Annotated in this window: 19 protein-coding genes; 10 read left to right on the top strand and 9 right to left on the bottom strand. The window is 67.4% G+C overall.

Annotation, left to right across the window (positions count from 1 at the left end):
- Positions 1–473, bottom strand: a 473-nt coding sequence (locus tag AC1RTA_RS07875; protein WP_492784422.1) for a septum site-determining protein MinC, incomplete at its 3' end; no start/stop codon positions are given.
- Between the two features lie 308 nt (positions 474–781).
- On the opposite strand from AC1RTA_RS07875, the gene AC1RTA_RS07880 reads away from it, so the two are divergent.
- Complete coding sequence (locus AC1RTA_RS07880) at positions 782–2,665, top strand: potassium transporter Kup (protein ID WP_014238465.1); 1,884 nt, start codon at positions 782–784, stop codon at positions 2,663–2,665.
- Positions 2,666–2,740: 75 nt separating this feature from the next.
- Here the strand turns inward: AC1RTA_RS07880 and AC1RTA_RS07885 are convergent, their stop codons facing one another.
- Positions 2,741–3,118, bottom strand: coding sequence for an oxidoreductase (locus tag AC1RTA_RS07885; protein ID WP_014238464.1), 378 nt, complete (start codon positions 3,116–3,118; stop codon positions 2,741–2,743).
- A 188-nt stretch (positions 3,119–3,306) separates the two neighbouring features.
- On the opposite strand from AC1RTA_RS07885, the gene AC1RTA_RS07890 reads away from it, so the two are divergent.
- Both AC1RTA_RS07890 and AC1RTA_RS07895 read left to right on the top strand, forming a co-directional pair.
- On the top strand, positions 3,307–6,282 hold the full coding sequence (locus AC1RTA_RS07890; protein WP_492784423.1) for an HD domain-containing phosphohydrolase: 2,976 nt from the start codon (positions 3,307–3,309) through the stop codon (positions 6,280–6,282).
- A 77-nt stretch (positions 6,283–6,359) separates the two neighbouring features.
- Positions 6,360–6,776, top strand: coding sequence for a hypothetical protein (locus tag AC1RTA_RS07895; RefSeq protein ID WP_492784424.1), 417 nt, complete (start codon positions 6,360–6,362; stop codon positions 6,774–6,776).
- Between the two features lie 85 nt (positions 6,777–6,861).
- Here AC1RTA_RS07895 and AC1RTA_RS07900 read toward each other — a convergent pair whose 3' ends face one another.
- On the bottom strand, positions 6,862–7,770 hold the full coding sequence (locus AC1RTA_RS07900) for a cation diffusion facilitator family transporter (protein ID WP_287873905.1): 909 nt from the start codon (positions 7,768–7,770) through the stop codon (positions 6,862–6,864).
- 9 nt (positions 7,771–7,779) lie between these two features.
- Positions 7,780–8,271: a D-glycero-beta-D-manno-heptose 1-phosphate adenylyltransferase gene (rfaE2, locus tag AC1RTA_RS07905; RefSeq protein WP_492783518.1), complete on the bottom strand. Its 492-nt coding sequence runs from the start codon at positions 8,269–8,271 to the stop codon at positions 7,780–7,782.
- Positions 8,272–8,443: 172 nt separating this feature from the next.
- On the opposite strand from rfaE2, the gene AC1RTA_RS07910 reads away from it, so the two are divergent.
- Positions 8,444–9,727, top strand: a complete 1,284-nt coding sequence (locus AC1RTA_RS07910) for an MFS transporter (RefSeq protein ID WP_130459023.1) — start codon at positions 8,444–8,446, stop codon at positions 9,725–9,727.
- A 73-nt stretch (positions 9,728–9,800) separates the two neighbouring features.
- Here the strand turns inward: AC1RTA_RS07910 and AC1RTA_RS07915 are convergent, their stop codons facing one another.
- A complete protein-coding gene (locus AC1RTA_RS07915; protein ID WP_492784425.1) occupies positions 9,801–11,141 on the bottom strand; it encodes an acetyl-CoA hydrolase/transferase family protein in 1,341 nt (446 codons plus the stop codon).
- A gap of 94 nt (positions 11,142–11,235) precedes the next feature.
- A complete protein-coding gene (locus AC1RTA_RS07920) occupies positions 11,236–13,359 on the bottom strand; it encodes a putative bifunctional diguanylate cyclase/phosphodiesterase (RefSeq protein WP_130459021.1) in 2,124 nt (707 codons plus the stop codon).
- 85 nt (positions 13,360–13,444) lie between these two features.
- On the opposite strand from AC1RTA_RS07920, the gene AC1RTA_RS07925 reads away from it, so the two are divergent.
- Together AC1RTA_RS07925 and AC1RTA_RS07930 are read left to right on the top strand one after the other, a co-directional pair.
- Positions 13,445–14,143 carry a winged helix-turn-helix domain-containing protein gene (locus AC1RTA_RS07925; RefSeq protein ID WP_492784426.1) on the top strand — a complete coding sequence of 233 codons (699 nt, stop codon included), beginning with the start codon at positions 13,445–13,447 and terminating at the stop codon, positions 14,141–14,143.
- Positions 14,143–15,513: an ATP-binding protein gene (locus AC1RTA_RS07930; RefSeq protein WP_492784427.1), complete on the top strand. Its 1,371-nt coding sequence runs from the start codon at positions 14,143–14,145 to the stop codon at positions 15,511–15,513. The genes AC1RTA_RS07925 and AC1RTA_RS07930 overlap by 1 nt, the downstream gene beginning before the upstream one ends.
- A 230-nt stretch (positions 15,514–15,743) precedes the next feature.
- On the opposite strand, the gene AC1RTA_RS07935 is transcribed toward AC1RTA_RS07930, so the two are convergent.
- From AC1RTA_RS07935 to aroG, 3 genes are read right to left on the bottom strand one after another with little or no spacing between them, the layout of a single operon-like run.
- Complete coding sequence (locus AC1RTA_RS07935) at positions 15,744–16,652, bottom strand: decaprenyl-phosphate phosphoribosyltransferase (protein ID WP_014238454.1); 909 nt, start codon at positions 16,650–16,652, stop codon at positions 15,744–15,746.
- Positions 16,652–18,298 (bottom strand): ArnT family glycosyltransferase, encoded by a 1,647-nt coding sequence (locus tag AC1RTA_RS07940; RefSeq protein WP_492784428.1) that lies wholly within the window; start codon positions 18,296–18,298, stop codon positions 16,652–16,654. The genes AC1RTA_RS07935 and AC1RTA_RS07940 overlap by 1 nt, the downstream gene beginning before the upstream one ends.
- 11 nt (positions 18,299–18,309) lie before the next feature.
- Positions 18,310–19,407: a 3-deoxy-7-phosphoheptulonate synthase AroG gene (gene aroG, locus AC1RTA_RS07945; protein WP_492784429.1), complete on the bottom strand. Its 1,098-nt coding sequence runs from the start codon at positions 19,405–19,407 to the stop codon at positions 18,310–18,312.
- Between the two features lie 400 nt (positions 19,408–19,807).
- Here aroG and AC1RTA_RS07950 point away from each other — a divergent pair, with 400 nt between their 5' ends.
- Genes AC1RTA_RS07950 through AC1RTA_RS07965 form a run of 4 tightly spaced genes read left to right on the top strand, consistent with a single transcriptional unit; the run spans position 19,808 to position 22,552 of the window.
- Entirely contained in the window at positions 19,808–20,230 is a 423-nt protein-coding gene (locus tag AC1RTA_RS07950; RefSeq protein WP_492784430.1) for a type IV pilin protein, read from the top strand.
- Positions 20,224–20,820 carry a GspH/FimT family pseudopilin gene (locus AC1RTA_RS07955; RefSeq protein WP_492784431.1) on the top strand — a complete coding sequence of 199 codons (597 nt, stop codon included), beginning with the start codon at positions 20,224–20,226 and terminating at the stop codon, positions 20,818–20,820. The genes AC1RTA_RS07950 and AC1RTA_RS07955 overlap by 7 nt, the downstream gene beginning before the upstream one ends.
- Positions 20,821–20,843: 23 nt before the next feature.
- Positions 20,844–21,263: a type IV pilus modification PilV family protein gene (locus tag AC1RTA_RS07960; RefSeq protein WP_492784432.1), complete on the top strand. Its 420-nt coding sequence runs from the start codon at positions 20,844–20,846 to the stop codon at positions 21,261–21,263.
- Positions 21,264–21,268: 5 nt separating this feature from the next.
- Entirely contained in the window at positions 21,269–22,552 is a 1,284-nt protein-coding gene (locus tag AC1RTA_RS07965; protein ID WP_492784433.1) for a PilW family protein, read from the top strand.
- The last annotated feature ends 6 nt before the right edge of the window (positions 22,553–22,558 follow it).

The following is a 22,558-nucleotide window of genomic DNA, read 5'->3' on the forward strand; positions in this document are numbered from 1 at the left end:
GCAGCGGGCGCTTCATTGGCAGGGGCGTTGGCGGGGGCGATGTCCAGCTCGGCCTGGGCCGGCGCAGCGGCGGCTGCCGTCGGGGCGGCGGGGGCGGCCGGAGTCTCGGCTTCGGCCCGGCGCGGGCTGTGGCGCACCTGGGTTTCCGCCTCTTCGACCACGATCAGGCCGACGTTGCGGGCCGCTTCGGCCTGAGCCGGGGAGGCGTTGCGCACGCCGATGGGGGCCACCTGGTAGCGGCGCAGCAGGGGCAGCAGGCCGGCCCAGTCCAGCTCGATGTCGGCGGGCAGTTCGCCCAGGTCGATGACGGTGGGCTCGAAACTGAAGAAATCCGAACTGGGGCCGTACTGGTCGGTCAGGCTGTCGGCCAGGGAGGGCAGGTCCGCCGAGCGGAGGGCGGCCTGCAGCACCGTCATGGCCAGGGTGGTGCCTTTGATTTCGAGCAGGGGGACGGACTTGGGGGCTGACTTCATGGGGGCCCGGGGGCATGGACGTGAGAAAACGCGAGTTTACCAGACAGTTGGGGCCTTTCCGCCACCATCGGCGGCAACATTCAGGACGCGGTCATTTGCCGCCCTGCCGGGGCCGTACGGAGGGGAATGTTGCGTCGCAATAAATGGGTGTAGACTGGCGCACCCCGGTTGCCTCCATGCTGTAGCGGAAGGTCGGCCGGATGTCGGTATGCCCCTGGGCAAGGGGCGCCGGCCCGTCTTCCAAACCGCGGCAAAAGCGGGGAAGACCCAGCGCTGTCATTACTTTCGACACCCCTGCGGGAGTTCGCATGCACGATTCCGTTCAGACCACCAAGGCGCGGCTGGCAGCTCTGGCCCTGGCCGCCCTCGGCGTGGTCTATGGCGACATCGGGACCAGTCCCCTGTACGCCATGAAAGAAGTTTTCGCCGGCAACCATCCTATCCCCCTGACCGAGACCAACGTCCTGGGCAGCCTGTCCCTGTTTTTCTGGGCGCTGATCATCGTCGTTTCCCTGAAGTACGTGGTCTTCATCATGCGGGCCGACAACCGGGGCGAAGGCGGCATCATGGCCCTCATCGCCCTGGCCCTGCACGAGGCCCAGGACCGCAAGCGGCGCCAGCAGATCATCATGATCATCGGCATCCTCGGTGCCGCCATGTTCTACGGCGACGGCATGGTGACCCCGGCCATTTCCGTGCTCTCCGCGGTGGAGGGCCTGGAGATCGTCACCCCGGCCTTCAAGCCCTTCGTCATCCCCATCACCCTGGTGGTGCTGTTCGGCCTCTTCTTCATCCAGCGCCGGGGCACCGCCACGGTGGGCGTCATGTTCGGGCCGGTGATGATGCTGTGGTTCTCCACCCTGGCCCTGCTGGGCCTGTGGAACATCATGGCCAACCCCCACGTGCTGCTGGCCGCCAACCCGGTCTACGGCTTCGAATTCCTCCTCGCCAACAAGGCCATGGCCCTGGTGGCCATGGGCAACGTGGTGCTGGCGGTGACCGGGGCCGAGGCCCTTTATGCCGACATGGGCCACTTCGGCCGCAAGCCGATCCAGCTGGCCTGGTTCAGCTTCGTGCTGCCGGCCCTGATGCTCAACTACTTCGGCCAGGGCGCCCTGATCCTGGCCGACCCCGCCGCCGCCACCAATCCCTTCTTCAACCTGGCTCCCGAATGGGCGGTCATGCCCCTGGTCTGCCTGGCCACCCTGGCCACGGTGATCGCCTGTCAGGCGGTCATTTCCGGCGCCTTCTCGGTGACCCGCCAGGCCATGCAGCTGGGCTTCGTGCCGCGCATGGAAGTGCAGCACACCTCGGAGAAGGAGCAGGGCCAGATTTACCTGCCGGGCGTGAACTGGGGCCTCTTCGGCGCCGTGGCGGTGCTGGTGCTGGGCTTCAAGTCCTCCAACAACCTGGCGGCGGCCTACGGCATCGCCGTCACCGGCGACATGGTCATCACCTCCCTGCTCGCCACCGTGGTGGCGGCCAAGGTCTGGCGCTGGGGCTGGAGCCGGGCGGTGCTGCTGTTCACCGGCTTCCTGGTGGTGGAACTGACCTTCCTCACCGCCAACATCCTGAAGATTCCCGACGGCGGCTGGTTCCCCCTGGTGGTCGGCGTCTTCGTCTTCGTCCTCATGACCACCTGGAAGCGGGGCCGCCAGCTCCTGGCCGACCGCCTCAAGGGCGAGGCCCTGCAGCTGCTGCCCTTCATCGACAGCATCGCCGTCTCGCCGCCGACCCGGGTGCCCGGCACCGCCGTCTTCCTCAATGCGGACCCCAACGGCGTGCCCCATTCCCTGCTGCACAACCTGATGCACAACAAGGTGCTGCACGAGCGGGTGATCATGGTCTCGGTGCAGATCTTCGACGTGCCCTACGTGCCGGAGATCGACCGGGTGGAGGTGCACAAGCTGAAGGAAAACTTCTTCCGCGTCATCGTCCAGTACGGCTTCAAGGACGATCCGGACATTCCCCAGGCCCTTTCCCTTTGCGCCGACTACGGCCTCTCCTTCGAGATGCTGGAGACCTCCTTCTTCCTCGGCCGGGAGACCCTGATCCCCCGCCTCGGCTCGGAAATGGCCTTCTGGCGCGAGAAGCTGTTCATCGCCCTGTTCCGCAACGCCGGCAGTGCCACCAGCTTCTTCAAGATCCCCTCCAACCGGGTGGTGGAGCTGGGCACCCAGGTGGTGCTGTAAGCCCCTTGCCTCGGCCTTCCGGCCAAAGAAAAAGCCGCCCGCGGGCGGCTTTTTTCATGGTCCGGGAACCTGGCTTCAGACGTATTCTTGGTCGCCGTGCTTGCCGCTCACCAGCTTGCCGGCGGAGAGGGACATCATCAGCAGGGCGATGGACTCGTGCATGATCAGGGTGTGGGTGTTGCCGCTGTCCACCATGTGCTTGCGCAGGGCTTCGCGCACCTTGGGGGCGCCGGTGACGTCGATGATGATGTCGACTTCGTTGCCCAGGGCGGCCAGCTCCATGAAGTTGTTGGTGACCTTGACGCCGTGCTCCTTGGCCAGGGCGATGCCGGGCATGGACAGGTCCAGGTCGGCGACGCCGAGGACGGTGACGAAGGGGGCGGTCAGCAGCTGCTTGAGCAGGGGGGTGCCGGTTTCGCCGGCGCCGACGACGGCAATGCGGAATCCTTGCATGGTGGAAATACTCCGGGATCGGGAAAAGCGCCAGTCTGCCGCCAGAATCGATCGCCAGGCTTGACCTAAATCAACGCCGGCGCCCCCGTCCCCGGCCACTTCGTGACGGATGTGGCGTTTCCCCCCGGCGTCCCGGTGTTAGCCTGTGACCATGTCGCGGCCCCGACGGGCCTCAGCGGAGAATGGTCATGGCACTTCAGGCAGCAGTCTTTCCCAGGGGCCAGCGGGGCCGCCTCTATCCCCTGCACATCCACATCGCCTACCTGTTCACCCTGCTCATTTTCGTTGCCTGCTCGGTGATCGGCTGGTTCAATTTCCACCAGTCCCGCCGCATCGTCCTGACCGCCGCCAGCGACGTCTTCGAGCGCACCGCCCGCCAGACCGGGGACGACCTGCAGCGCCTCTACGGCCCCCTGGAAACCCTGGTCGAACTGCTGGTGCACCATCCCCTGGCCGCGGCCCCCAGCCTGGATTCCCGGCTGCAGGCCCTGCCCATGCTGCGGGAAGCCCTGGAAAAGAACGCCCATCTCTCCGCCGTCTATGTGGGCTACGGCAACGGGGACTTTTTCCTCATCCGCTCCCTGGCCAGCCGGGCCGTGGCCCTAGCGGTGCAGGCGCCGGCCGGGGCCCGTTTCCTGGTGCAGAGCATGGAGCGCCAGGGCAGGGCGGCGCGCCCCACCTTCATCTTTTTCGACGAGTGGCTGCAGGAACTGGAGCGGCGCCATCCGGCCGCCTACGATTTCGATCCCCGGGGTCGTCCCTGGTTCATCCGGGCCCAGACCGCCACCGCCCTGGTGCGCACCGAGCCCTATGTCTTCTTCACCACCCGGGAGGTGGGCAAGACCTTCGCCCGCCTTGCCGGCAGTGGCGCCGTGGTGGCGGCGGACCTGACCCTGGAAGAGATTTCCGCCTCCCTCGCCGGGGCCGGCATCACCCCCGGTTCCCAGCTGGCCCTGGTGGATGCCCGGGGCCGGGTCCTGGCGGAGCGGGACCGGGAACGGCTGCACCGGGCCAATGCCCGGGCCGGCGGCCAGCTACCGACCCTGGACCAGCTGGGCGTGCCGGTGCTGGGGGCCCTGGCCGCGGCCGGCGCCGGGAATTCCCGGGTGATCGAGACTGCCGGCCAGGTCTGGCACGGGCGGGCGGTGGCGGTCCCCGAGGCCGGGGACGAGCCCAACTACCTGCTGGTGGCGGCGCCGGAAAACGAATTGCTGGCCGAGGCGGTGCGCATCCGCACCTGGACCCTGTGGGTCACCCTGGCCCTCATCGCCCTGGCCATTCCCGGCACCTGGTGGCTGGCCCGGCGCATCTCCGGCGAGCTGAAGGACCTGATCCGGGAGTCGGCGGAAATCCGCCGCTTCCGCTTCGACGGCACCCCGGCCAAGGGCTCCCCCATCTGGGAGATCGACGAGCTGTCCCGCTCCATGAACCAGATGAAGGGCACCATCCGCAAGTTCCTCGACATCAGCGCCACCCTCACCGCCGAGCGCAATTTCGACCGGCTGCTGGAGCGGGTGCTGCAGGAGACCCTGGCCAGCGCCGAAGCCAGCGGCGGCATCGTCTACCTGATGGCGGAGAACGGCCGTGGCCTGCTGCCGGCGGCCCTGCGCTGGGAGGTGGGGACCGCCGCGGAAGAACAAGGGGCGCCGGCCAGCGGCGAGGTGGCGGGGCTGCCGGGCCTGGTCTTCCTGCCGACGGCCCGGGAGACCCATCCCCTGCTGCTGGCAGTCCTGGAGGCCCGCACCCAGGTGCTGGATGTGCCGCCCCAGCGTCCCCCCGGCATGGAATTCCTCGATGCCCCGGGCAGCCCCCTGGTGGGCCTGCCGGTGCTGCTGGTGGCCCTGCCCCTGAAAAACCGGGCCCAGGAGGTGGTGGGGGTGCTGGCCCTGTTCCTGCCGGGCAGCGCCGAGGCGCCGTCGCCGGAGCGCATTTCCTTCATCGAGGCCCTCTCCGGGGCTTCCGCCGTGGCCATCGACAACCAGCGCCTGATCCAGGCCCAGAAGGCTCTGCTGGAAAGCCTGATCCAGCTGGTGGCCGGCGCCATCGACGCCAAGAGCCCCTACACGGGCGGCCACTGCCAGCGGGTGCCGGAGCTGACCAAGATGCTGGCCCGGGCTGCCTGCGACGCCACCGCCGGCCCCTACGCCGACTTCTCCCTCAGCGACGAGGAATGGGAGGCCCTGCACATCGCCGGCTGGCTGCACGACTGCGGCAAGGTGACCACGCCCGAGTACGTGGTGGACAAGGCGACCAAGCTGGAAACCCTGTACGACCGCATCCACGAGGTGCGCATGCGCTTCGAGGTGCTCAAGCGGGACGCGGAGGTCGAGTTCTGGCAGCAGGTGGCCGCCGGCGGCGACGGGGCGGCCCTGCGCCAGGCCCTGGAAGCCCAGTGGCAGGTGCTGGACGAGGAGTTCGCCTTCGTTGCCAACTGCAACCAGGGCGGCGAATTCATGGCGCCGGAGAAGCTGGAGCGCCTGCAGCGCATCGCCGGCCGCACCTGGCGGCGCACCCTGGACGACCGTCTGGGTCTGTCCTGGGAAGAGGGGCGGCGCAAGGCCCAGCTGCCGCCGGTGCCCCTGCCGGCTACCGAGCCCCTGCTGGCGGACAAGCCGGAGCATCTCCTGGAGCGGGGCCCGCGGGACCTGATGCCGGCTGACAATCCCTGGGGCTTCAAGCTGCAGGTGCCGGCCTGGAAGTTCAACCGGGGCGAACTGCACAACCTGGCCGTGGCCCGGGGCACCCTGTCCGAGGAGGACCGCTACATCATCAACGACCACATCGTGCAGACCATCATCATGCTCACCGCCCTGCCGTTCCCGCGGCATCTGCAGAACGTGCCGGAGCTGGCCGGCGGCCACCACGAGAAAATGGACGGCAGCGGCTACCCGAGGCGCCTGCGGCGGGAGGAAATGAGCGCGCCGGCCCGCATGATGGCCATCGCCGACATCTTCGAGGCCCTCACCGCCGTGGACCGGCCCTACAAGAAGGGCAAGACCCTCTCCGAAGCCGTCCGCATCATGGTGGCCATGAAGCGGGAAGGGCACATCGATCCGGAACTGTTCGACTTGTTCCTCACCTCGGGCGTGTACCGGGAATACGGCGAACGCTACCTGCGCCCGGAGCAGATCGATTCGGTGGATGTGGGGAGTTGTATCGGCTGAGGCTTTTGTCACGTCACCGAAGCTGCCGGTGTCATAAACTGGCGCCGCTGTTTCTTCTTTCTTCTTTGGAGCCTTGCATGCTGTCCCTGCGCACCCTTCTCGCCGTCTCCGCCTTGCTCGTCAGCCCCCTGGCCCTGGCCCAGTCGTCCCTCAGTGTGAACTGGGAGTGGCTGAAAAAGCACCGCTGCGACAACACCTCCCCTGCCCTGGAGATTTCCGGCATTCCCGAAGGGACTGCCTCCCTGGCGGTGGTGATGAACGACCTGGATTTCCAGAACAAGGACCATGGCGGTGGCACGGTGCCCCATGCCGGCGGCGCCACTGCCAGCCTGCCTGAGGGCGCCCTGGGGCGTTATCTGGGTCCCTGTCCCAACAATTTCGGCACCTTCGGCCACGATTACAGCATCACGGTGCGGGCCCTGGCCGCCGACGGGCAGACGGAACTGGGCCGGGGCAGCGCGACCAGGAACTTTTCCGCCAGCAAGGCCAAGTAGGAACGCTATCCCGGGAGAGCATCCGGCTTTCCCGGCATGAAAAAGGCCCCGCCAGCGGGGCCTTTCGCTTTGCTGCGAGCGGCTTTCAGGCCGGACGGTGCAGCGGTTCGATGGGGTCCGTTTCGGGCTGCAGGGTGACGTGGCGGATGTGCCAGCGCTGCTGCAGCACCTGGCGCAGCCCGGCCAGGGTCTGGGGCCAGGCGGCCAGGTCGGCCACCTGCAGATGGGCCGAGAGCATCACCTCGCCGTCGCCCACCGTCCACACATGCAGGTCGTAGACTCCGAGCACGCCGTCCACCTGTTCCATGGCGGCGCCGACCTCGGCCGCGGAGATGTGGGGCGGTGTGCCTTCCATCAGGGCGTGCAGCGCCTCCCGCAGCAGGCGCAGGCTGGAGACGGAGATGAGCAGGGCGATGCCGGCGGCCAGCAGGGGGTCGGCCTGTTTCCAGCCGGTGAAATAGACGATGGCGCCGGAGGCGATGGCGGCCACGGAGCCGAGCATGTCGCCCAGCACGTGCAGCAGGGCGGCCCGGGTGTTGAGGGAGCTTTCACCGCGGCTGAGCATCCAGGCCACCAGGGCGTTCATCAGCAGCCCCACCACGGCCACCGCCATCACCGCCGGGCCGGCCACCGGGGCGGGGTCCTGGAAGCGTTGCACCGCCTCCACCAGGATCGCCACCACCAGGGCCAGCATGGCCAGGCCGTTGAGCAGGGCGGCCAGCACTTCGGCCCGGCCCCAGCCGTAGGTGTGGCGATGGCTGGGCGGGCGCCGGGCAACCCAGGCGGCGGCCGCGGCCAGGGCCAGGGCAACGCCGTCGTTCACCATGTGGCCCGCATCGCCGATGAGGGCCAGGGAACCGCTCCAGGCGCCGGCCACGGCCTCGACCCCGGCAAAGCCCAGGGTCAGCAGGGTGGCCAGCAGCAGGCCCTTGCCGCCGTGGTGGTGGCTGTGGGCGTGCCCGTGGCCGCAGTCGTGGTGGTGGGCGTGAGCCATGGCGTGCCTTTAGAGGGCGCGGATCTTGGTCAGCAGGGCGGTGGTGGATTTTTCGTGGAGGAAGGGTATGGAGTGGACGCTGCCGCCCCAGCCCAGGACCTCGCTGGCACCGACGATGCGTTCCGGCGCCCAGTCGCCGCCCTTCACCAGGACTTCGGGGCGGGCCTCGAGGACGCGCTGCAGGGGCGTGTCCTCGTCGAACCAGGTGACCAGGTCCACACAGCCGAGGGCGGCCATCACCGCCAGCCGGTCTTCCAGCCGGTTTACCGGCCGGTCGTCGCCCTTGCCCAGGCGCTTGACCGAGGCGTCGGTGTTGAGGGCCACCACCATGGCGGCGCCCAGGGCCCGGGCCTGGGCCAGATAGGTGACGTGGCCCCGATGCAGGATGTCGAAACAGCCGTTGGTGAATACCAGGGGGCGGGCCAGGCGGGCGGCGCGCTCGGCCAGTTGCTCGGGGGGGCAGATCTTGGCTTCGAAATCGGGCAGGGCGTAGGTGGTCATGGCAGCGGCAATGGGATTGGGTGCGGCAGGGCGCTCAGGGGGCCAAGGATAGCACGGCAGGGGCCGCCCTTTCTGGGTCCCGGACCGACCGCGGGCATTCCCCAATGGCGTGACATACGGTTGCGTATGCTACGATGCCGTTCCCCCAAAGGAGACAAGAGGAGAGGCATAAATGCCCCCACATCAAAGCGGCGGTTCTTCCGCCCGCACGGCCCGTGCCGTGACCCTGGCGGTGGTCATCGCCGCCTACATGCTGTCCTTCTTCCACCGCTTCGCCCCGGCGGGCATCGCCCACGACCTGACCCTGGCCTTCCAGACCACGGCGGCGTCCCTCGGCGCCCTGGCGGCCACCTATTTCTACGTCTACACCATCATGCAGGTGCCCACCGGCGTCCTGGTGGATACCCTGGGGCCGCGGCGCATCCTCTTCCTCGGCGGCCTGGTGGCGGCGGCGGGCAGCGTCCTCTTCGGCCTCGCCGACACCCTCAACGAGGCCCTGGTGGGGCGCACCCTGGTGGGTCTGGGGGTGTCGGTGACCTTCATCGCCATGCTCAAGATCATCGCCGTCAACTTCGACGAGCGGCGCTTTGCCACCCTGGTGGGGGCTTCCATGCTGGTGGGCAACCTGGGCTCGGTGCTGGCCGGTGCCCCCCTTTCCCTGCTGGCCCAGAGCATTTCCTGGCGCGGCATTTTCGTCGGCGCCGGCGCCCTCTCGGCCCTCCTGGGCGTGGCCTGCTGGTTCTTCGTCAAGGACGGCGGCGGCGAGCGGCCCCGCTTCGACCGCACGGTGATCTTCGGCGGCCTGGCTTCGGTGCTGAAGAACCGCTCCACCTGGCCGGCGGTGGTGGTCAATTTCGGCCTGGCCGGCAGCTTCTTCTCCTTCGCCGGCCTGTGGGCCACGCCCTACCTGATGCGGGTGCATGAGCTGACCCGGGCCCAGGCCTCCTCCCATCTTTCCCTCTATTTCGCCGGCTTCGCCCTGGGCTGCTTTTTCATCGGCACCCTCTCGGACCGGCTCGGCAAGCGCAAGCCGGTGGTCATCGCCGGGGCCTTCCTCTACTGCCTGCTGTGGCTGTTCTGGCTGACCAACATCCGCCTGCCCCTGGCGGCCACCTACTGCCTGTTCGGCCTCATGGGCCTGACCACGGCCAGCTTCGCCCTCACCTGGGCCTGCGCCAAGGAGGTCAATCCGCCCATGCTGTCCGGCATGTCCACCAGCGTCACCAACATGGGCGGCTTCCTCGCCGGCGCCCTGCTGCAGCCCCTGGCCGGCTGGGCCATGGACCAGGTGTGGGACGGCACCCTGGCCAACGGCGTGCGCGTCTATGGGCCGGACACCTTCCGCGTCGGCATGGCCTGCATGGCGGCCGCCGCCTGTATCGGCTTCGTCGCCAGCTTCTGGGTCAAGGAGACGGGCTGCCGCAACATCTGGCAGGCGCCCCGGCCGGGGCCATGAAAAAGGGCGCGGTGGTGACCGCGCCCTGTCGTTCCAGCGAGCCCCGCCAGCCTGCGCTGCCGGGGCTTTCGTTTTAGAGCAGATTCATCTTTTTAGCCGCTTCCCGCAGTTCATTGCGGAAGTTGGGGTGGGCGATGCCGATCAGGGCTTCCACCCGCTGCTTGGCGCTCTTGCCGCGCAGCTGGGCGACGCCGTACTCGGTGACCACGTAGTTGATGTCGTTCTTGCTGGTGGTGACGTGGGTGCCCGGAGTCAGGGTGGGGACGATGCGGGAGATGGTGTCGTCCTTGGCGGTGGAGGGCACCACGATGAAGGCCTTGCCGTCCTTGGAGCGGTTGGCGGCGCGCACGAAGTCGGCCTGGCCGCCGGTGCCGGAGTAGGGGGAGAAGCCCAGGCTCTCGGAGCCGCACTGGCCCAGCAGGTCCACCTGCATGGTGGCGTTGATGGCGATCAGCTTGTCGTTGCGGGCGGCGATGTAGGGATCGTTGGTGAATTCCACCGGATGCATTTCCAGGGCCGGATTGCGGTGCATGAACTTGTACAGCTTGTTCGATCCCAGGGCGAAGGTGGCCACGGACTTGCCGGGCATGAAGGTCTTCTTCTTGTTGGTGACGGCGCCGGACTCGATCAGGGAAAGGATGCCGTCGCCGATCATCTCGGTGTGGATGCCCAGGTCGTGCTTGTGCTGCAGCTGCATCACCACGGCGTCGGGAATGCCGCCGTAGCCGATCTGCAGGGTGGAGCCGTCCTCGATCAGGTCGGCCACGTATTTGCCGATGGCTTCCTGCACCGGGCCGATGGTGGGCAGGCCCACTTCCAGCACCGGGTCGCTGCTTTCCACCAGGGCGCTGACCTTGGAGATGTGCACGTAACAGTCGCCGTAGGCGAAGGGCACGTTGGGGTTCACTTCGAGGACGATGGCCCGGGCCTTCTTCACGGCGGCCATGGTGTAGTCGGCGGCCAGGGAGAGGGCGAAGTAGCCGTGCTCGTCCATGGGCGAGGCCATGGTGAAGACCACGTCGGCGGGCGACAGGCCGCGCTCGATCAGCTGGGGCAGCTCGGCGAAATAGTTGGGGATGAAATCGACCCAGCCGGCCTGGCCGCCGGGGCGGGTGGCGCCGCCGAAGAAGTAGGCGGTGTGGCGCACGTGGTCCCGGGTTTCCGGGTCGATGTAGCCGTACTTGCGCAGGGCCAGGATCTGGGAGACGGTGACGTCCCGGTAGTTGCGCCGGGCATCGGAGAGAGCGGTGAGCAGGGCGGGCGGTTCGCCGACCCCGGTGGGAACGACGATGGTGTCGCCATTCCTGACGCAGGCGATGGCGTCGGCGGGAGTTACGAGTTTTTCCTGGTACAGGGCCTGCAGGTCCATGCTGTCTCCTTTTTTAGATCGCGGGGAATCTTTGTCGCGCAACATTATACGTACACTCCATACGATTGCGTATGGAGTCTTGCCGACGCGCGAAAATCCGCCGGACGGCCGTACGGGATCTACCGGGAGAGAGTGGGGTTCAGGCCGGGGACGAGGTGCTGGCGGCGGCCGGGGCGTGGCCCAGCATGGCCGCCACTTCCACGGCGCCGATGGCCTTGGAGAAGAAGTGGCCCTGGATTTCGGCGCAGGCCCGGGCCTTGAAGAAGCCGGCCTGGTCGGCCGTTTCCACGCCCTCGGCCACCACCTTGAGGTTCATGGACTGGGCCATGGAAATGATGGCGTCCACGATCACCGCGTCGTCCTCGTTGCGGGTCACGTCGGTGACCAGGGAGCGGTCGATCTTCAGGGTATCCACCGGCAGGCGCCGCAGGACGTTGAGGTTGGAATAGCCGACGCCGAAGTCGTCCAGGGTGATGCCGACCCCCAGACGCTTCAGGGCCGAGAGCACCCGCAGGTTGCGCTCGGTGTCGTGCATGAGGGCGCCTTCGGTGAATTCCAGCTCGATCCAGCGCCCTTCCACCCCTTCCTCGCTCAGGATGCGGCCCAGGGCCTCGGCGAAATCGGGCTGGCGCAGCTGGGCTTCGCACAGGTTGATGGCCACCGGCACCAGGGTCAGGTTCTGCCGCCGCCAGTCGGCCAGCTGTCGTGCCACCCGGCGCAGTACCCAGAGGGAAATGGGCAGCACCAGGCCGCTTTCCTCGGCCAGGGGGATGAACTGGCTGGGCAGGAGCAGGCCCCGCTCCGGATGCTGCCAGCGGATCAGGGCTTCCAGGCTGAGCAGGCGGCCCGAGGGGTTGTCCACCTGGGGCAGGTAATGCAGTTCGAACTCGTCCCGGTCCAGGGCCCGGCGCATGGCGTTTTCCAGGGTCAGGCGGGTGAGGGCGCCCTGTTCCAGCTCGGGGCTGAAGAACTGGTAGTTGTTGCGGCCCACGCTCTTGGCCCGGTACATGGCCAGGTCGGCGTTCTTCATCAGGGTGTCCGGGTCGGCGCCGTCGCTGGGGTAGCAGGCGATGCCGATGGAGCAGGTGACGCTCAGTTCGTGGCCCTCGAAGTACATGGGCTCGGCCAGGGCCTCGAGGATCTTGTCGGAGACCACGGCGGCGTCGGCGGACATGTCCAGGTTGGCCAGCAGCACCACGAACTCGTCGCCGCCCTGGCGCGACACCGTGTCCTCCTCGCGCACGCAGCGGCGCAGGCGCTCGGCCACCTGTTTCAGCAGTTCGTCGCCGACCCGGTGGCCCAGGGTGTCGTTGACCACCTTGAAGCGGTCCAGGTCCACGAACATCAGGGCCACGCTCTGGTCGTAGCGGCGGGCGTGGATCAGGGCCTGGGTGAAGCGGTCGTTGAACAGCACCCGGTTGGGCAGGTCGGTGAGGGCGTCGTAGTGGGCCAGGTAGTGGATGCGGGCCTCCGCCTCCTTGCGCTCGGAGATGTCCGACCACATGGCGACGTAGTTGAGCACGGCGCCTTCGGGGGAGAGCACCCGGTCCACCGCCAGCCATTCCGGATACAGCTCGCCGTTGCGCCGCCGGTTCCAGATTTCGCCCCGCCAGTGGCCGTACTGGTTGATGGCCGCCCACATCTCCCGGTAGAAGTGCTCGCTCTGGATGCCGGACTGGAGGATGCGGGGATTGCGGCCCAGCACCTCGCCCCGGGAGAAGCCGGTGATGCGGGTGAAGGCGGGATTGACGTCCACGATGCGGTTTTCCGCATCGGTGATCATGATGGCTTCGCTGGAGGCGTGGAAAACGGTGGTGGCCAGGCGGTGTTCCGACTCCAGGCGGGCGGCCCGGGCGCAGGTGGCCATGGCTTCGAGCAGGGCGCTGGCCTTGAGGGGCTTGAGCACGTAGCGGTCGATGCCGATCTCGATGGCGTCGAGCAGGGCGCCGCTGTCGCTGTGGGAGGTGATGATGACGATCGGCGTCGCCGGGCTCTGGGCCTTGATCTCCCGGGCCAGGGAGAGACCGTCCCGGTGGGGCATGACGATGTCGGAAATGACCAGGTCCGGCTGGTGCCGGCGGAACAGCTGCAGGCCCTCGTCGCCATCGGCCGCTTCCCACAGGGTGCCCACGTGGCGGCTGAGGATGCCGGCGGCGGCGCAGCGCGCCACCGGGTCGTCCTCCACCAGCAGCACCCGCAGGCCGCGCAAAAGCTCGCGTTCTGGATCGTCCTGCCGGGCAGCGTTGTCCATCCTGGGGGTCATGACGGCATCGGGGGGCCATGAAAAGCGGTTATTCTAGCGCCTAATTCTCCGTAGTCATTTCGTTTTTTTCAAATAGCATAAAGCCATGCGAATCCTCATCGTCGAGGACGATTCCCTGCTGGGAGACGGGCTCCAGGTCGGTCTGGGCCAGGCCGGCTTCACCGTGGACTGGCTGCGCGACGGCCAGGAGGCCGCCACCGTCCTCGCCAGCCCCGAGGCCCACTGCTTTGCCGCCGTGGTGCTGGACCTCAACCTGCCCCAGCTGTCGGGCCAGGAGGTGCTGGCCCGCTGCCGCGCTGCCGGCAACCCGGTGCCGGTGCTGGTGCTGACCGCCCGGGACGGGGTGCCCGACAAGCTCTCGGCCCTGGACGGCGGCGCCGACGACTACCTGGCCAAGCCTTTCGACCTGGACGAGGTGGCGGCCCGCCTGCGCGCCCTGATCCGCCGCAGTGCCGGCCGGGCGGCGCCGCTGCTGGTGCACGGGGCCATCCGCCTCGACCCGGCGGCCCGCCGGGTGGAGCTGGCGGGGCAGCCGGTGGAGCTGTCGCCCCGGGAGTTCGCCCTGCTCGAGGCCCTGCTCGCCGCCGCCGGCCGGGTGCTGACCCGGCACCAGCTGGAGGAGGCCGCCTACGGCTGGAACGAGACGGTGGACAGCAATGCGGTGGAGGTGCACATCCACCACCTGCGGCGCAAGTTCGGCAGCGACCTGATCCGCACCGTGCGCGGCGTCGGCTACACCGTGGCCCGGGAGGCGTCCGCCGCGCCCGCGGCGCCGGAGTCCTGATGGCCGCCGTGCAACGCCCGACGCCGGCCTATTCCCTGCGCCGCCGCCTGCTCCTGCTGCTGCTGGCCGTGTCGGCCCTGATTTGGGTGGCCACCATCGCCGCCGCCTTCCTGCGGGCCCACGACCTGGCCGACGACATTTTCGACGCCCACCTGCAGCAGACCGCCCGCCTGCTGCTGGCCACCGAGCCCACCAGCGGCCACGTGGAAGTGCGGCCCACTCCCGGCGCCGCCGGCGGCGAAGTGCTGTTCCAGATCTGGCGCCGCACCCCCCAGGGGCCGGTGCTGGCCCTCCATTCCGCCGGGGCCGGGCAGACGCCCCTGACGGCGGTGGAGGGCTTTGTCGAAACCCGCTGGAACGGCGGCGAATGGCGCTTCTACAGCGAATGGAGCCGGGACGGGCTGCGCCAGGTGCAGGTGGGCCAGAGTCACGACATCCGCTATGCCCTGGCCCAGGAGGCCGCCATGCGCCTGCTGGCGCCCCTGATCCTGGGCCTGCCCCTGCTGGCGGCAGCCCTGTGGGTGGCCGTCGGCCGCGGCCTGGTGCCCCTGGCCCGCATCGCCGAACAGCTGGACCGGCGTCCCCCCGATTCGCCCCAGCCCCTGGGCAGCGGCCCGGTGCCGGCGGAAGTGGCGCCCCTGGTGCAGGCCCTGGACGGCCTCTTCGCCCGCATCGCCCGTCTGCTGGACAACGAGCGCCAGTTCACCGCCAACGCCGCCCACGAACTGCGCACGCCCCTGGCTGCCCTCAAGACCCAGGCCCAGGTGGCCCTGCGGGCCGGGGAGGGGGAGGTGCGGCAGCGGGCCCTGCTCAATGTGCTGGAAGGCACCGAACGCCTGGCCCGGCTGGTGGAACAGCTGCTCACCCTGGCCCGCCTGGACCCGGGCGCCAACGCCAGCCTGCAGCCCCTGGACCCCCGGCCCCTGGCGCGGGAGGTGTGCGCCGTGCTGGCCCCGGCGGCCCAGTCCCGGCAGGTGGATCTGGCCCTGGAGCTGGCCGGCAGCGACGGCGACGGCAGCCTGACCCTGGCCGGCAATGGGGACCTGCTGCGTATCCTGTTGCGCAACCTGGTGGACAACGCCATCCGCTACACCCGGGAGGGCGGCCATGTGTGGGTGTCCCTGGCCCGGGACGGGGAGCGGGTGGTGCTGGCGGTGGCCGACGACGGTCCGGGCATCCCGGCCGAGGCCCGGGAGCGGGCCCTGGGGCGCTTCACCCGGCTGGCGCCGGCTCGGGCGGAAGGTTCCGGCCTGGGGCTGTCCATCGTGCAGCGGGTGGCGGAGCTGCACGGCGCCGCCCTCAGCCTGGGCGTGGGGCCGGAAGGTAGTGGCCTGCGGGTGCTGGTGGTGTTTCCGCCCCTGGCGGCATAGGCGGCTTGTGATGCCTCCCCTGGGAGGTAATAGGGACGGTGCTTTTGGGGGTGCCGTGGCTGATAGGGCCGCCCCTGTTGGCTCCTGGCGATGGTGCCGCTGAGATTCCGCGTCATGCCGCCAGCGGCGGTGCCGGCGGGTGGCGGGGCAGGTCCCTGGGTAAGGTCCTTCAGCCGGCCGGTTGCGTAGGCCGGTTTCCGCTGAGCTGGGTCGGCGGCGCTCCGGCTGGCTCAGATCACCAGCAGGACGGTGGCGAACCAGCCGACGAAGGCGGCGATGAGATGGGGGTCGGCCAGCAGGTCCGCCGCCGGGTCGCCGCCGCCGCCGCGCCGGTGCAGGCGGAACAGGTAGCGGCAGATGCCATAGACGACGAAGGGCACGGTGGCGATGAGCCACTGGCTGCCGTGCATGGCCACCGTCTCCGGGGCCACGGTGTACAGGCTGTAGGTGACCACGGTGCCGGCGGCGCAGAGGGTGATGAACTGGTCCAGCAGCACCGGATCGTAGTCGTCCAGCACCTTGCGGTGACTGCCCGCATCCTCCTCCAGGGCCTTCAGTTCGGCGCGGCGCTTGGCGAAACCGAGGAACAGGGTCAGCAGCAGGCCGCACACCAGCAGCCAGTGGGAGGGGGCGATGCCCACCCCCAGGGTGCCGGCCAGGATGCGCAGCATGAAGCCGGCGGCGATGATGAAGACGTCGAGCACGGCCACGTGCTTGAGGCCCATGGAGTAGGCCACGTTGAGGCCGGCGTAGAGGGCCACCACCAGCAGCACGGTGAGGGAGACGCTGTAGGCCAGCATGAGGGCGCCGAACAGGCAGGCTCCGGCCAGCAGCAGGGCGGCGGTGACATTGACGGTGCCGGCGGCCAGGGGGCGGTGCCGCTTGACCGGATGCAGGCGGTCCTTTTCCCGGTCCGCCAGGTCGTTCACCACATAGATGCTGGAGGCGGCCAGGGAAAAGGCCAGGGCCGCCAGGACCACGGACTGCAGCAGGGCCAGATCGGCGAAGGCCTCGCCGAAAATGAGGCCGACGAAGACGAAGCCGTTCTTCACCCACTGGTGCGGGCGCAGCAGTTTGACGTAGGGCCAGAGGCCGCCGCGGGGCGTGCTGTCGCCGGCCTTTTGGGGGCGACGGGCCATCAGCGGCATTCCTCGTCGGGGAAATAGCGTTCGCAGAAGTAGCAGCCGTTCATGGGCAAAAAGCCGGGGATGCGGTAGTAGCGCTGTTTCACGTCCCGCAGCACCCGTTCCCGGTAGGTGTGGAAGTCGAAGCCGTGGCCCAGCACCTGGTAGAAGGTGACGCCCTCCACCTGGAAGGCCAGCTGCTGCACGTCCCGGAAATAGGGCGCGTATTCCCCCGGATTGGGCTCGCTCTTCCGCAGGATGAGGATGTTCTTGCCGTCCAGCTCGCGGAAGTCGGTGAGGATGTCGTCGTGGCGGGCATGGGAAGAGGCCAGGCCGAAGACCATGAAATAGCGCCGGGCGTTGTAGCCCAGGGTGACGGCGTTGGAATAGCCGTCGGAGGCGAAGGCGTAGTCGTTGGCGTAGGGCTCCAGCCGCTGCAGCAGCTCCTGGCTGCGGAAGGTGAGAACGATGCCCCGGTGGAAATCCGTCTTCTCCCAGGTGGACAGGGGCAGCTGGCTGACCACCAGCAACAGCACCACGTGCAGGGCGGCGAAAGCGCCGAGCCAGGCCGCCAGGCGGCGCAGGGCGGTCATGGGCAGGCTGCTGGCGGCCAGGATGCAGAGCAGGGTGATGAAGGAGAGCAGCCAGTGCAGGCCGATCTTCTTGGCCAGGGCCAGGGCGGCGAACAGGCCCAGGGGCACGGCCGCCAGCCAGAAGGCGGTGCGGGCCAGGCCGGGCTGGGCGATGGCGTTCTTCACCTCGTCGCGGAACTTCCACAGGGCCGCCAGGAGGAAGGGGGTGGCGACGTAGCCCAGGGTCAGCACATAGAGGAAGGGATTGGCCCAGGACTTGCCCCAACCGGAACTCTCGTGCCGGTTGTAAAGGTTGAACATGATGTTGGCCCAGCAGTGGCTGCAGTTCCACCAGATGTTGAGGGCTGGCCCCAGCAGGGCCACGGCGACGAACAGGGCGAACTCGGCGAAGCGCTTCCAGCCCTCCTCGCGGCGGGCGATGATGACATGCACCAGGAAGGCGACGCCCAGCAGCACCGAGAAATACTTGGAGAGGAAGGCCAGGCCCAGCATCAGGCCGGCCAGGGCGTGCAGGGCCCAGCGCTGCCAGCCCTGGCGCTCCAGGGCCACCACATAGGCGGCCACCGAGAGCAGGGAGAAGAAGACCAGGGGCGTGTCGGTGGTGATGAAGACGTTCCACACCGAGGTGGGCAGCAGCAGCACCAGCAGGGCCGTCAGCCATCCCCGCTCCTCGGCGAAGGCAATGCCGGAGCGGCGCACCAGCCAGCCGGAGAGTCCGGCCAGGACGAAGGGCAGCAGCAGGGCCGGCAGGCGCACCACCCATTCGTCCCAGGAGAGGGCCATGAGGGGCGCCAGCCACCAGCCCACCATGGGCGGGTGGTCGTAGAAGCCCCAGTCCGGCTGCCAGCCCCAGAAGGCGAAATAGGCTTCGTCGCCGGTGATGGGGGTGACCGCCGCCAGCCAGGTGCGGAACAGCAGCAGCGCCGCCGCCACCCCCAGCACCAGGCGGTGCATGGGCAGGCGGGCGAGGAAGTGGCCGGGGCCGAGCAGGGCGCGGGTGGAAGTGTCCGTGCCGGCCTCGGTCGGCGCCGGCGTCTCGGTCGGGGCAGGGGAGTCGTGTTCCGCCAAAGCGGGGGCCCTTATTCCGTGGCTTCCACCAGGCGGCGCTCACGCACCGCCCGGGCCAGGATGTCCAGCACCCGCACCGAGTCTTCCCAGCCGATGCAGGCGTCGGTGACGCTCTTGCCGTATTCCAGGGGCTTGTCCGGGGTGATGTCCTGGCGGCCTTCCACCAGGTGGGATTCGACCATGACACCGATGATGCGCTCGTCGCCGGCGGCAAGCTGGGTGGCCACGTCCTTGGCCACCTCCACCTGGCGCTCGAACTTCTTGCTGCTGTTGGCGTGGGAGAAATCCACCATCAGGCGGGCTGCCAGGCCGGCCGCGGCGATGTCCTTGCAGGCCGCATCCACGCTGGCCGCATCGTAGTTGGGGCCCTTGCCGCCGCGCAGGATGACGTGGCAGTCCTCGTTACCGGCGGTGGAGACGATGGCCGAGTGGCCGCCCTTGGTCACCGAGAGGAAATGGTGGGGGGCGGAGGCGGAGCGGATGGCGTCCACGGCGATGCGCACGTTGCCGTCGGTGCCGTTCTTGAAGCCCACGGGGCAGGAGAGGCCGGAGGCCAGCTCCCGGTGCACCTGGGATTCGGTGGTGCGGGCGCCGATGGCGCCCCAGGCGATCAGGTCCGCCGTGTACTGGGGGCTGATGGTGTCGAGGAATTCGGTGGCGCAGGAGAGGCCCAGCTCGTTGATGTCGAGCAGGATCTTGCGCGCCAGGCGCAGGCCTTCGTTGATGCGGAAGGAGCCGTCCATGCGCGGATCGTTGATGAGGCCCTTCCAGCCCACGGTGGTGCGGGGCTTTTCGAAATAGACGCGCATCACCACCAGCAGGTCGTCCTTGAGGCGCTCGGCTTCCTTCTGCAGGCGCTGGGCGTACTCCATGGCGGCTTCGTAGTCGTGGATGGAGCAGGGGCCGATCACCACCAGCAGCCGGTCGTCGGCGCCGTGCAGGATGCGGTGGATGCCCTGGCGGGCGCCATAGGTGGTCTGGGCCGCCCGGTTGCTCACCGGATATTCGCGGAAGACGTGGGCCGGCGGCACCAGTTCCTTGATCTCGCGAATGCGCACATCGTCGGTGACGGGTTTGGTGGCGTGGGAGGCGGCTTTCAGGGACGTCATGGTACAGACCTCGGAACAGCAGCGCCCACAAGGGCGCCAGGCAATGGGAAAGCGCCCGATTCTACGCCAAAGCCCGCCTGGGGCGAAGGGCGGGGCGTCATCAGGTGGTGGCGGCGGCGACGGTATACTCTTTGCCGTTACTCTCCGGCAGAGGGGCGCTCCCCCTGCCGGTATGGGGGCAGTGCTTCCTGCCGTCCAGGAGTCGGGCGGGGCGGTCCGGCCCAAGGGAGTCCCGGCTGGCTAGCTCTTACCTAGTCAATCCACCTGCATTAAAGTTCGGGATATGGGGCCTGACCGGGAAGAAGGCGCCACTTGTCTCCCACAAGAAGCCAGTGGTCAGGATAAGTTGAAGCTGGGCGGGCAACCCGTTATTAATGAGTGTGACTAGGAGAATATTGTGATGATGACTGCTCAAACGACCGGACGTTGTGTGAAAACGGGCGGTTTTACCCTGATCGAGTTGATGGTGGCGGTGGCGATTGTTTCCATCCTGGCCAGCATTGCTTATCCCTCCTACCAGGATTACATCCGCCGCGGACAGGTGCAGGAAGCCATCAGTGCCCTGTCCAACGGGCAGGTGCGATTGGAGCAGTTCTTTCAGGATGCCCATACCTACGCGGGCGGTCCCTGTCCGGCCAAGACCAAGTACTTCACCATGACCTGTTCCGATCTGACGGCCACCAACTACACCATCAAGGCGGAAGCAACGTTTGGCGACGATACCTTCACGTATACCCTGACTCCTGCCAGCAAGACATCCTCCACACCGTGGAAGAGCGGGGTCCAGGGCTGCTGGATCACCAAGAAGGGCGATTCATGCTGATGCATCCTTCCCGGCGCCAGTCCGGCCTGACCATCATTGAAATTGCCATCACACTCGTCATCCTGGCGATTGTGCTGGCCTTGGGCATGCCGTCCTACAGCGCCTGGATTCAGAATAGTCAGATCCGGACTGCCGCCGAAACCACGGCGTCTGCTCTGCAGCTGGCTCGGGCGGAGGCACTCAACCGCAATGTGGAAGTGCGCTTTCAACTGATGACCTCCCTGACCTCTGCCTGCGTTTCCTCCACTTCCGGCAACAACTGGATCGTCAGTGTGGAAGATCCGGCCGGCAAGTGTGAGAAGACCAGCCCGGACGAGTCGCCATTCATCATCCGCAAGCAAACCAGCGCCGATGGGGTAGGTAGTGCCGAGTTCCTCGCTTCCCAGAAGGAAATCGTCTTTAACGGCCTGGGACGGATCACGCCGGCACCGGCAGATACCATTACCATCAACATCACCAATCCATTGGGCGGGACCTGTGTTGCCCAGGGCGGGGGCATGCGCTGTCTGCGGATTCAGGTGATGGGGTCGGGCCAGGTGCGCATGTGCGACCCGGCGGTGACTGCCTCTACCGATCCGAGAAAATGTTGAGCTCCAAAGTGTCGAGGTCTGCCATGAGCGCTCCGCTGAATCTGCAAAAAGGCTCTGTATTGCTGGAGTCCCTGATTGCCATCCTGATTTTCTCCTTCGGAATACTGGGCATCATCGGCCTGCAGAGCGCCTCTGTGAAAAATACCTCGGAAGCCCGCTACCGCACCCAGGCCAGCTTTCTTGCCAACGAGATCATCAGCCAGATGTGGGGTGACCGGACCAATCTCGATTCCTACGAGACACCGCCGGCGCCATGGACGGACCGGGTAGCCAAATCCCTGCCCGATGGCAAGGGGACGGTGGTGGTGGATACCGATACGAATACTACCCGCCCCCGGGTCACCGTCACGGTGACCTGGCAGTTGCCGGGAAATGACAAACACACCTTCACCTCGGTGGCCTATCTGGGTACCACCTGCCAGACGGCATTGTGCGCGGAATGAACACCATGTCCTTCCCTTCTTCTTCTTCCCGGGGCCATCGAGGCTTCAGCCTGGTCGAGCTGCTGGTGGCCGTCCTCATCGGCCTGGTGGCCACCCTGGTGATTACCCAGACTTTCCAGTTCTTTGAAGGGCGCAAGCGTGCCACTACCGGTGGGGCCGATGTCCTGACCAACGGTGCCGTTGCCCTCTACCTGATGGAACGGGATTTGCGTCAGGCCGGTTACGGTATGACGCCCAATCAGACCGAGTACGCCGCCGGCCTGGGAATGCTGGGTCAATGCACCACGCTCAAGGCCTACTATGAGGATGCGGCGAGTGGCGATGTTCGCACCATCACTTATGCAGTAGAAGCGTCGCCACCGACCATGCCGGTCTTTGCACCGGTAGAAATCAATCCAGCCGGCATCCCGGCCGGCGATACCGGCAGCGACGTCCTCATGGTGACCTTTACCGCCTCCAACGCCATGGAGGGCAAAGACCTGGCCGATTCTCCACTGGTTGGTGCCGGCGGCGGGTCCCCCTATATGAAGATCAAGCGGCAGGATCAGCGGGTAGGTTTTAATGTGGACGATATGGCCCTGCTGGTGCCTTCGGGGTTGGGGCAAACGTGTGAAGTGGTGCGCATCACCTCCGTCCCTACCGATGCCTCCTCCCTCGACCGGCTCGGTTACGTCGGCTGCATCGACGGCAATGCTTGCGTGGATAAGCCTGCAGGGACCTATGCGGCAGGCAGCAAAGTTTACAACCTAGGCCCTCGTGCCGGCTGGGTCAGCCGTATCTACGCCATTCGCAGCGGCAATCTGACCGTGTGCAACTACACTACCGCCGATTGTTCCTTGGCCGCCAATGCGAGCAATGCTTCGATCTGGACTCCCATCGCTTACAACATTGTCGGTTTGATGGCCGAGTACGGCAAGGATGCAAATCGAGACGGCACCATTGATGCTTGGCAGAAGACCATTACCTGGAATGCTGATGCCACCGAGCGAAGCAAGGAGAAATTTCCGTATGCCATGCAACTGCTGGCTGTGCGTATGGCTCTGGTCGCCCGCAGTCCCCAGTACGAAAAGGAAGAGGTCACCAGTGCCGCCGATGACGCGGCGGCAGACCAGAAGCTGCCAGTGTGGCGCACGACTTCGGAAGACGGTACGGAGCAGAAAAATGTCTCGGTTGATGTAAGTGCCTATCGCACCGATTGGCAGGCAGACAAGATTTGGGCTCACTATCGCTACAAGCTGGTGCAGGCCAATGTATCCCTGCGCAACATGATCTGGGGGCAGCACAAATGAGAGCCT

The organism is Azospira sp. MPR-E4, from assembly GCF_058809645.1.

Excerpts from the sequence above, each read along its gene's own strand:
- AC1RTA_RS07885 (WP_014238464.1), bottom strand. The coding sequence starts at position 3,118 with ATGCAAGGATTCCGCATTGCCGTCGTCGGCGCCGGCGAAACCGGCACC.
- AC1RTA_RS07930 (WP_492784427.1), top strand. The coding sequence starts at position 14,143 with ATGGCCGCCGTGCAACGCCCGACGCCGGCCTATTCCCTGCGCCGCCGC.
- AC1RTA_RS07965 (WP_492784433.1), top strand. The coding sequence starts at position 21,269 with ATGTCCTTCCCTTCTTCTTCTTCCCGGGGCCATCGAGGCTTCAGCCTG.
- AC1RTA_RS07890 (WP_492784423.1), top strand. The coding sequence starts at position 3,307 with ATGGCACTTCAGGCAGCAGTCTTTCCCAGGGGCCAGCGGGGCCGCCTC.
- AC1RTA_RS07920 (WP_130459021.1), bottom strand. The coding sequence starts at position 13,359 with ATGACCCCCAGGATGGACAACGCTGCCCGGCAGGACGATCCAGAACGC.
- rfaE2 (WP_492783518.1), bottom strand. The coding sequence starts at position 8,271 with ATGACCACCTACGCCCTGCCCGATTTCGAAGCCAAGATCTGCCCCCCC.
- AC1RTA_RS07900 (WP_287873905.1), bottom strand. The coding sequence starts at position 7,770 with ATGGCTCACGCCCACCACCACGACTGCGGCCACGGGCACGCCCACAGC.
- AC1RTA_RS07925 (WP_492784426.1), top strand. The coding sequence starts at position 13,445 with ATGCGAATCCTCATCGTCGAGGACGATTCCCTGCTGGGAGACGGGCTC.
- AC1RTA_RS07955 (WP_492784431.1), top strand. The coding sequence starts at position 20,224 with ATGCTGATGCATCCTTCCCGGCGCCAGTCCGGCCTGACCATCATTGAA.
- AC1RTA_RS07950 (WP_492784430.1), top strand. The coding sequence starts at position 19,808 with ATGATGACTGCTCAAACGACCGGACGTTGTGTGAAAACGGGCGGTTTT.
- AC1RTA_RS07880 (WP_014238465.1), top strand. The coding sequence starts at position 782 with ATGCACGATTCCGTTCAGACCACCAAGGCGCGGCTGGCAGCTCTGGCC.
- AC1RTA_RS07895 (WP_492784424.1), top strand. The coding sequence starts at position 6,360 with ATGCTGTCCCTGCGCACCCTTCTCGCCGTCTCCGCCTTGCTCGTCAGC.
- AC1RTA_RS07960 (WP_492784432.1), top strand. The coding sequence starts at position 20,844 with ATGAGCGCTCCGCTGAATCTGCAAAAAGGCTCTGTATTGCTGGAGTCC.
- AC1RTA_RS07915 (WP_492784425.1), bottom strand. The coding sequence starts at position 11,141 with ATGTTGCGCGACAAAGATTCCCCGCGATCTAAAAAAGGAGACAGCATG.
- AC1RTA_RS07935 (WP_014238454.1), bottom strand. The coding sequence starts at position 16,652 with ATGGCCCGTCGCCCCCAAAAGGCCGGCGACAGCACGCCCCGCGGCGGC.
- AC1RTA_RS07910 (WP_130459023.1), top strand. The coding sequence starts at position 8,444 with ATGCCCCCACATCAAAGCGGCGGTTCTTCCGCCCGCACGGCCCGTGCC.
- aroG (WP_492784429.1), bottom strand. The coding sequence starts at position 19,407 with ATGACGTCCCTGAAAGCCGCCTCCCACGCCACCAAACCCGTCACCGAC.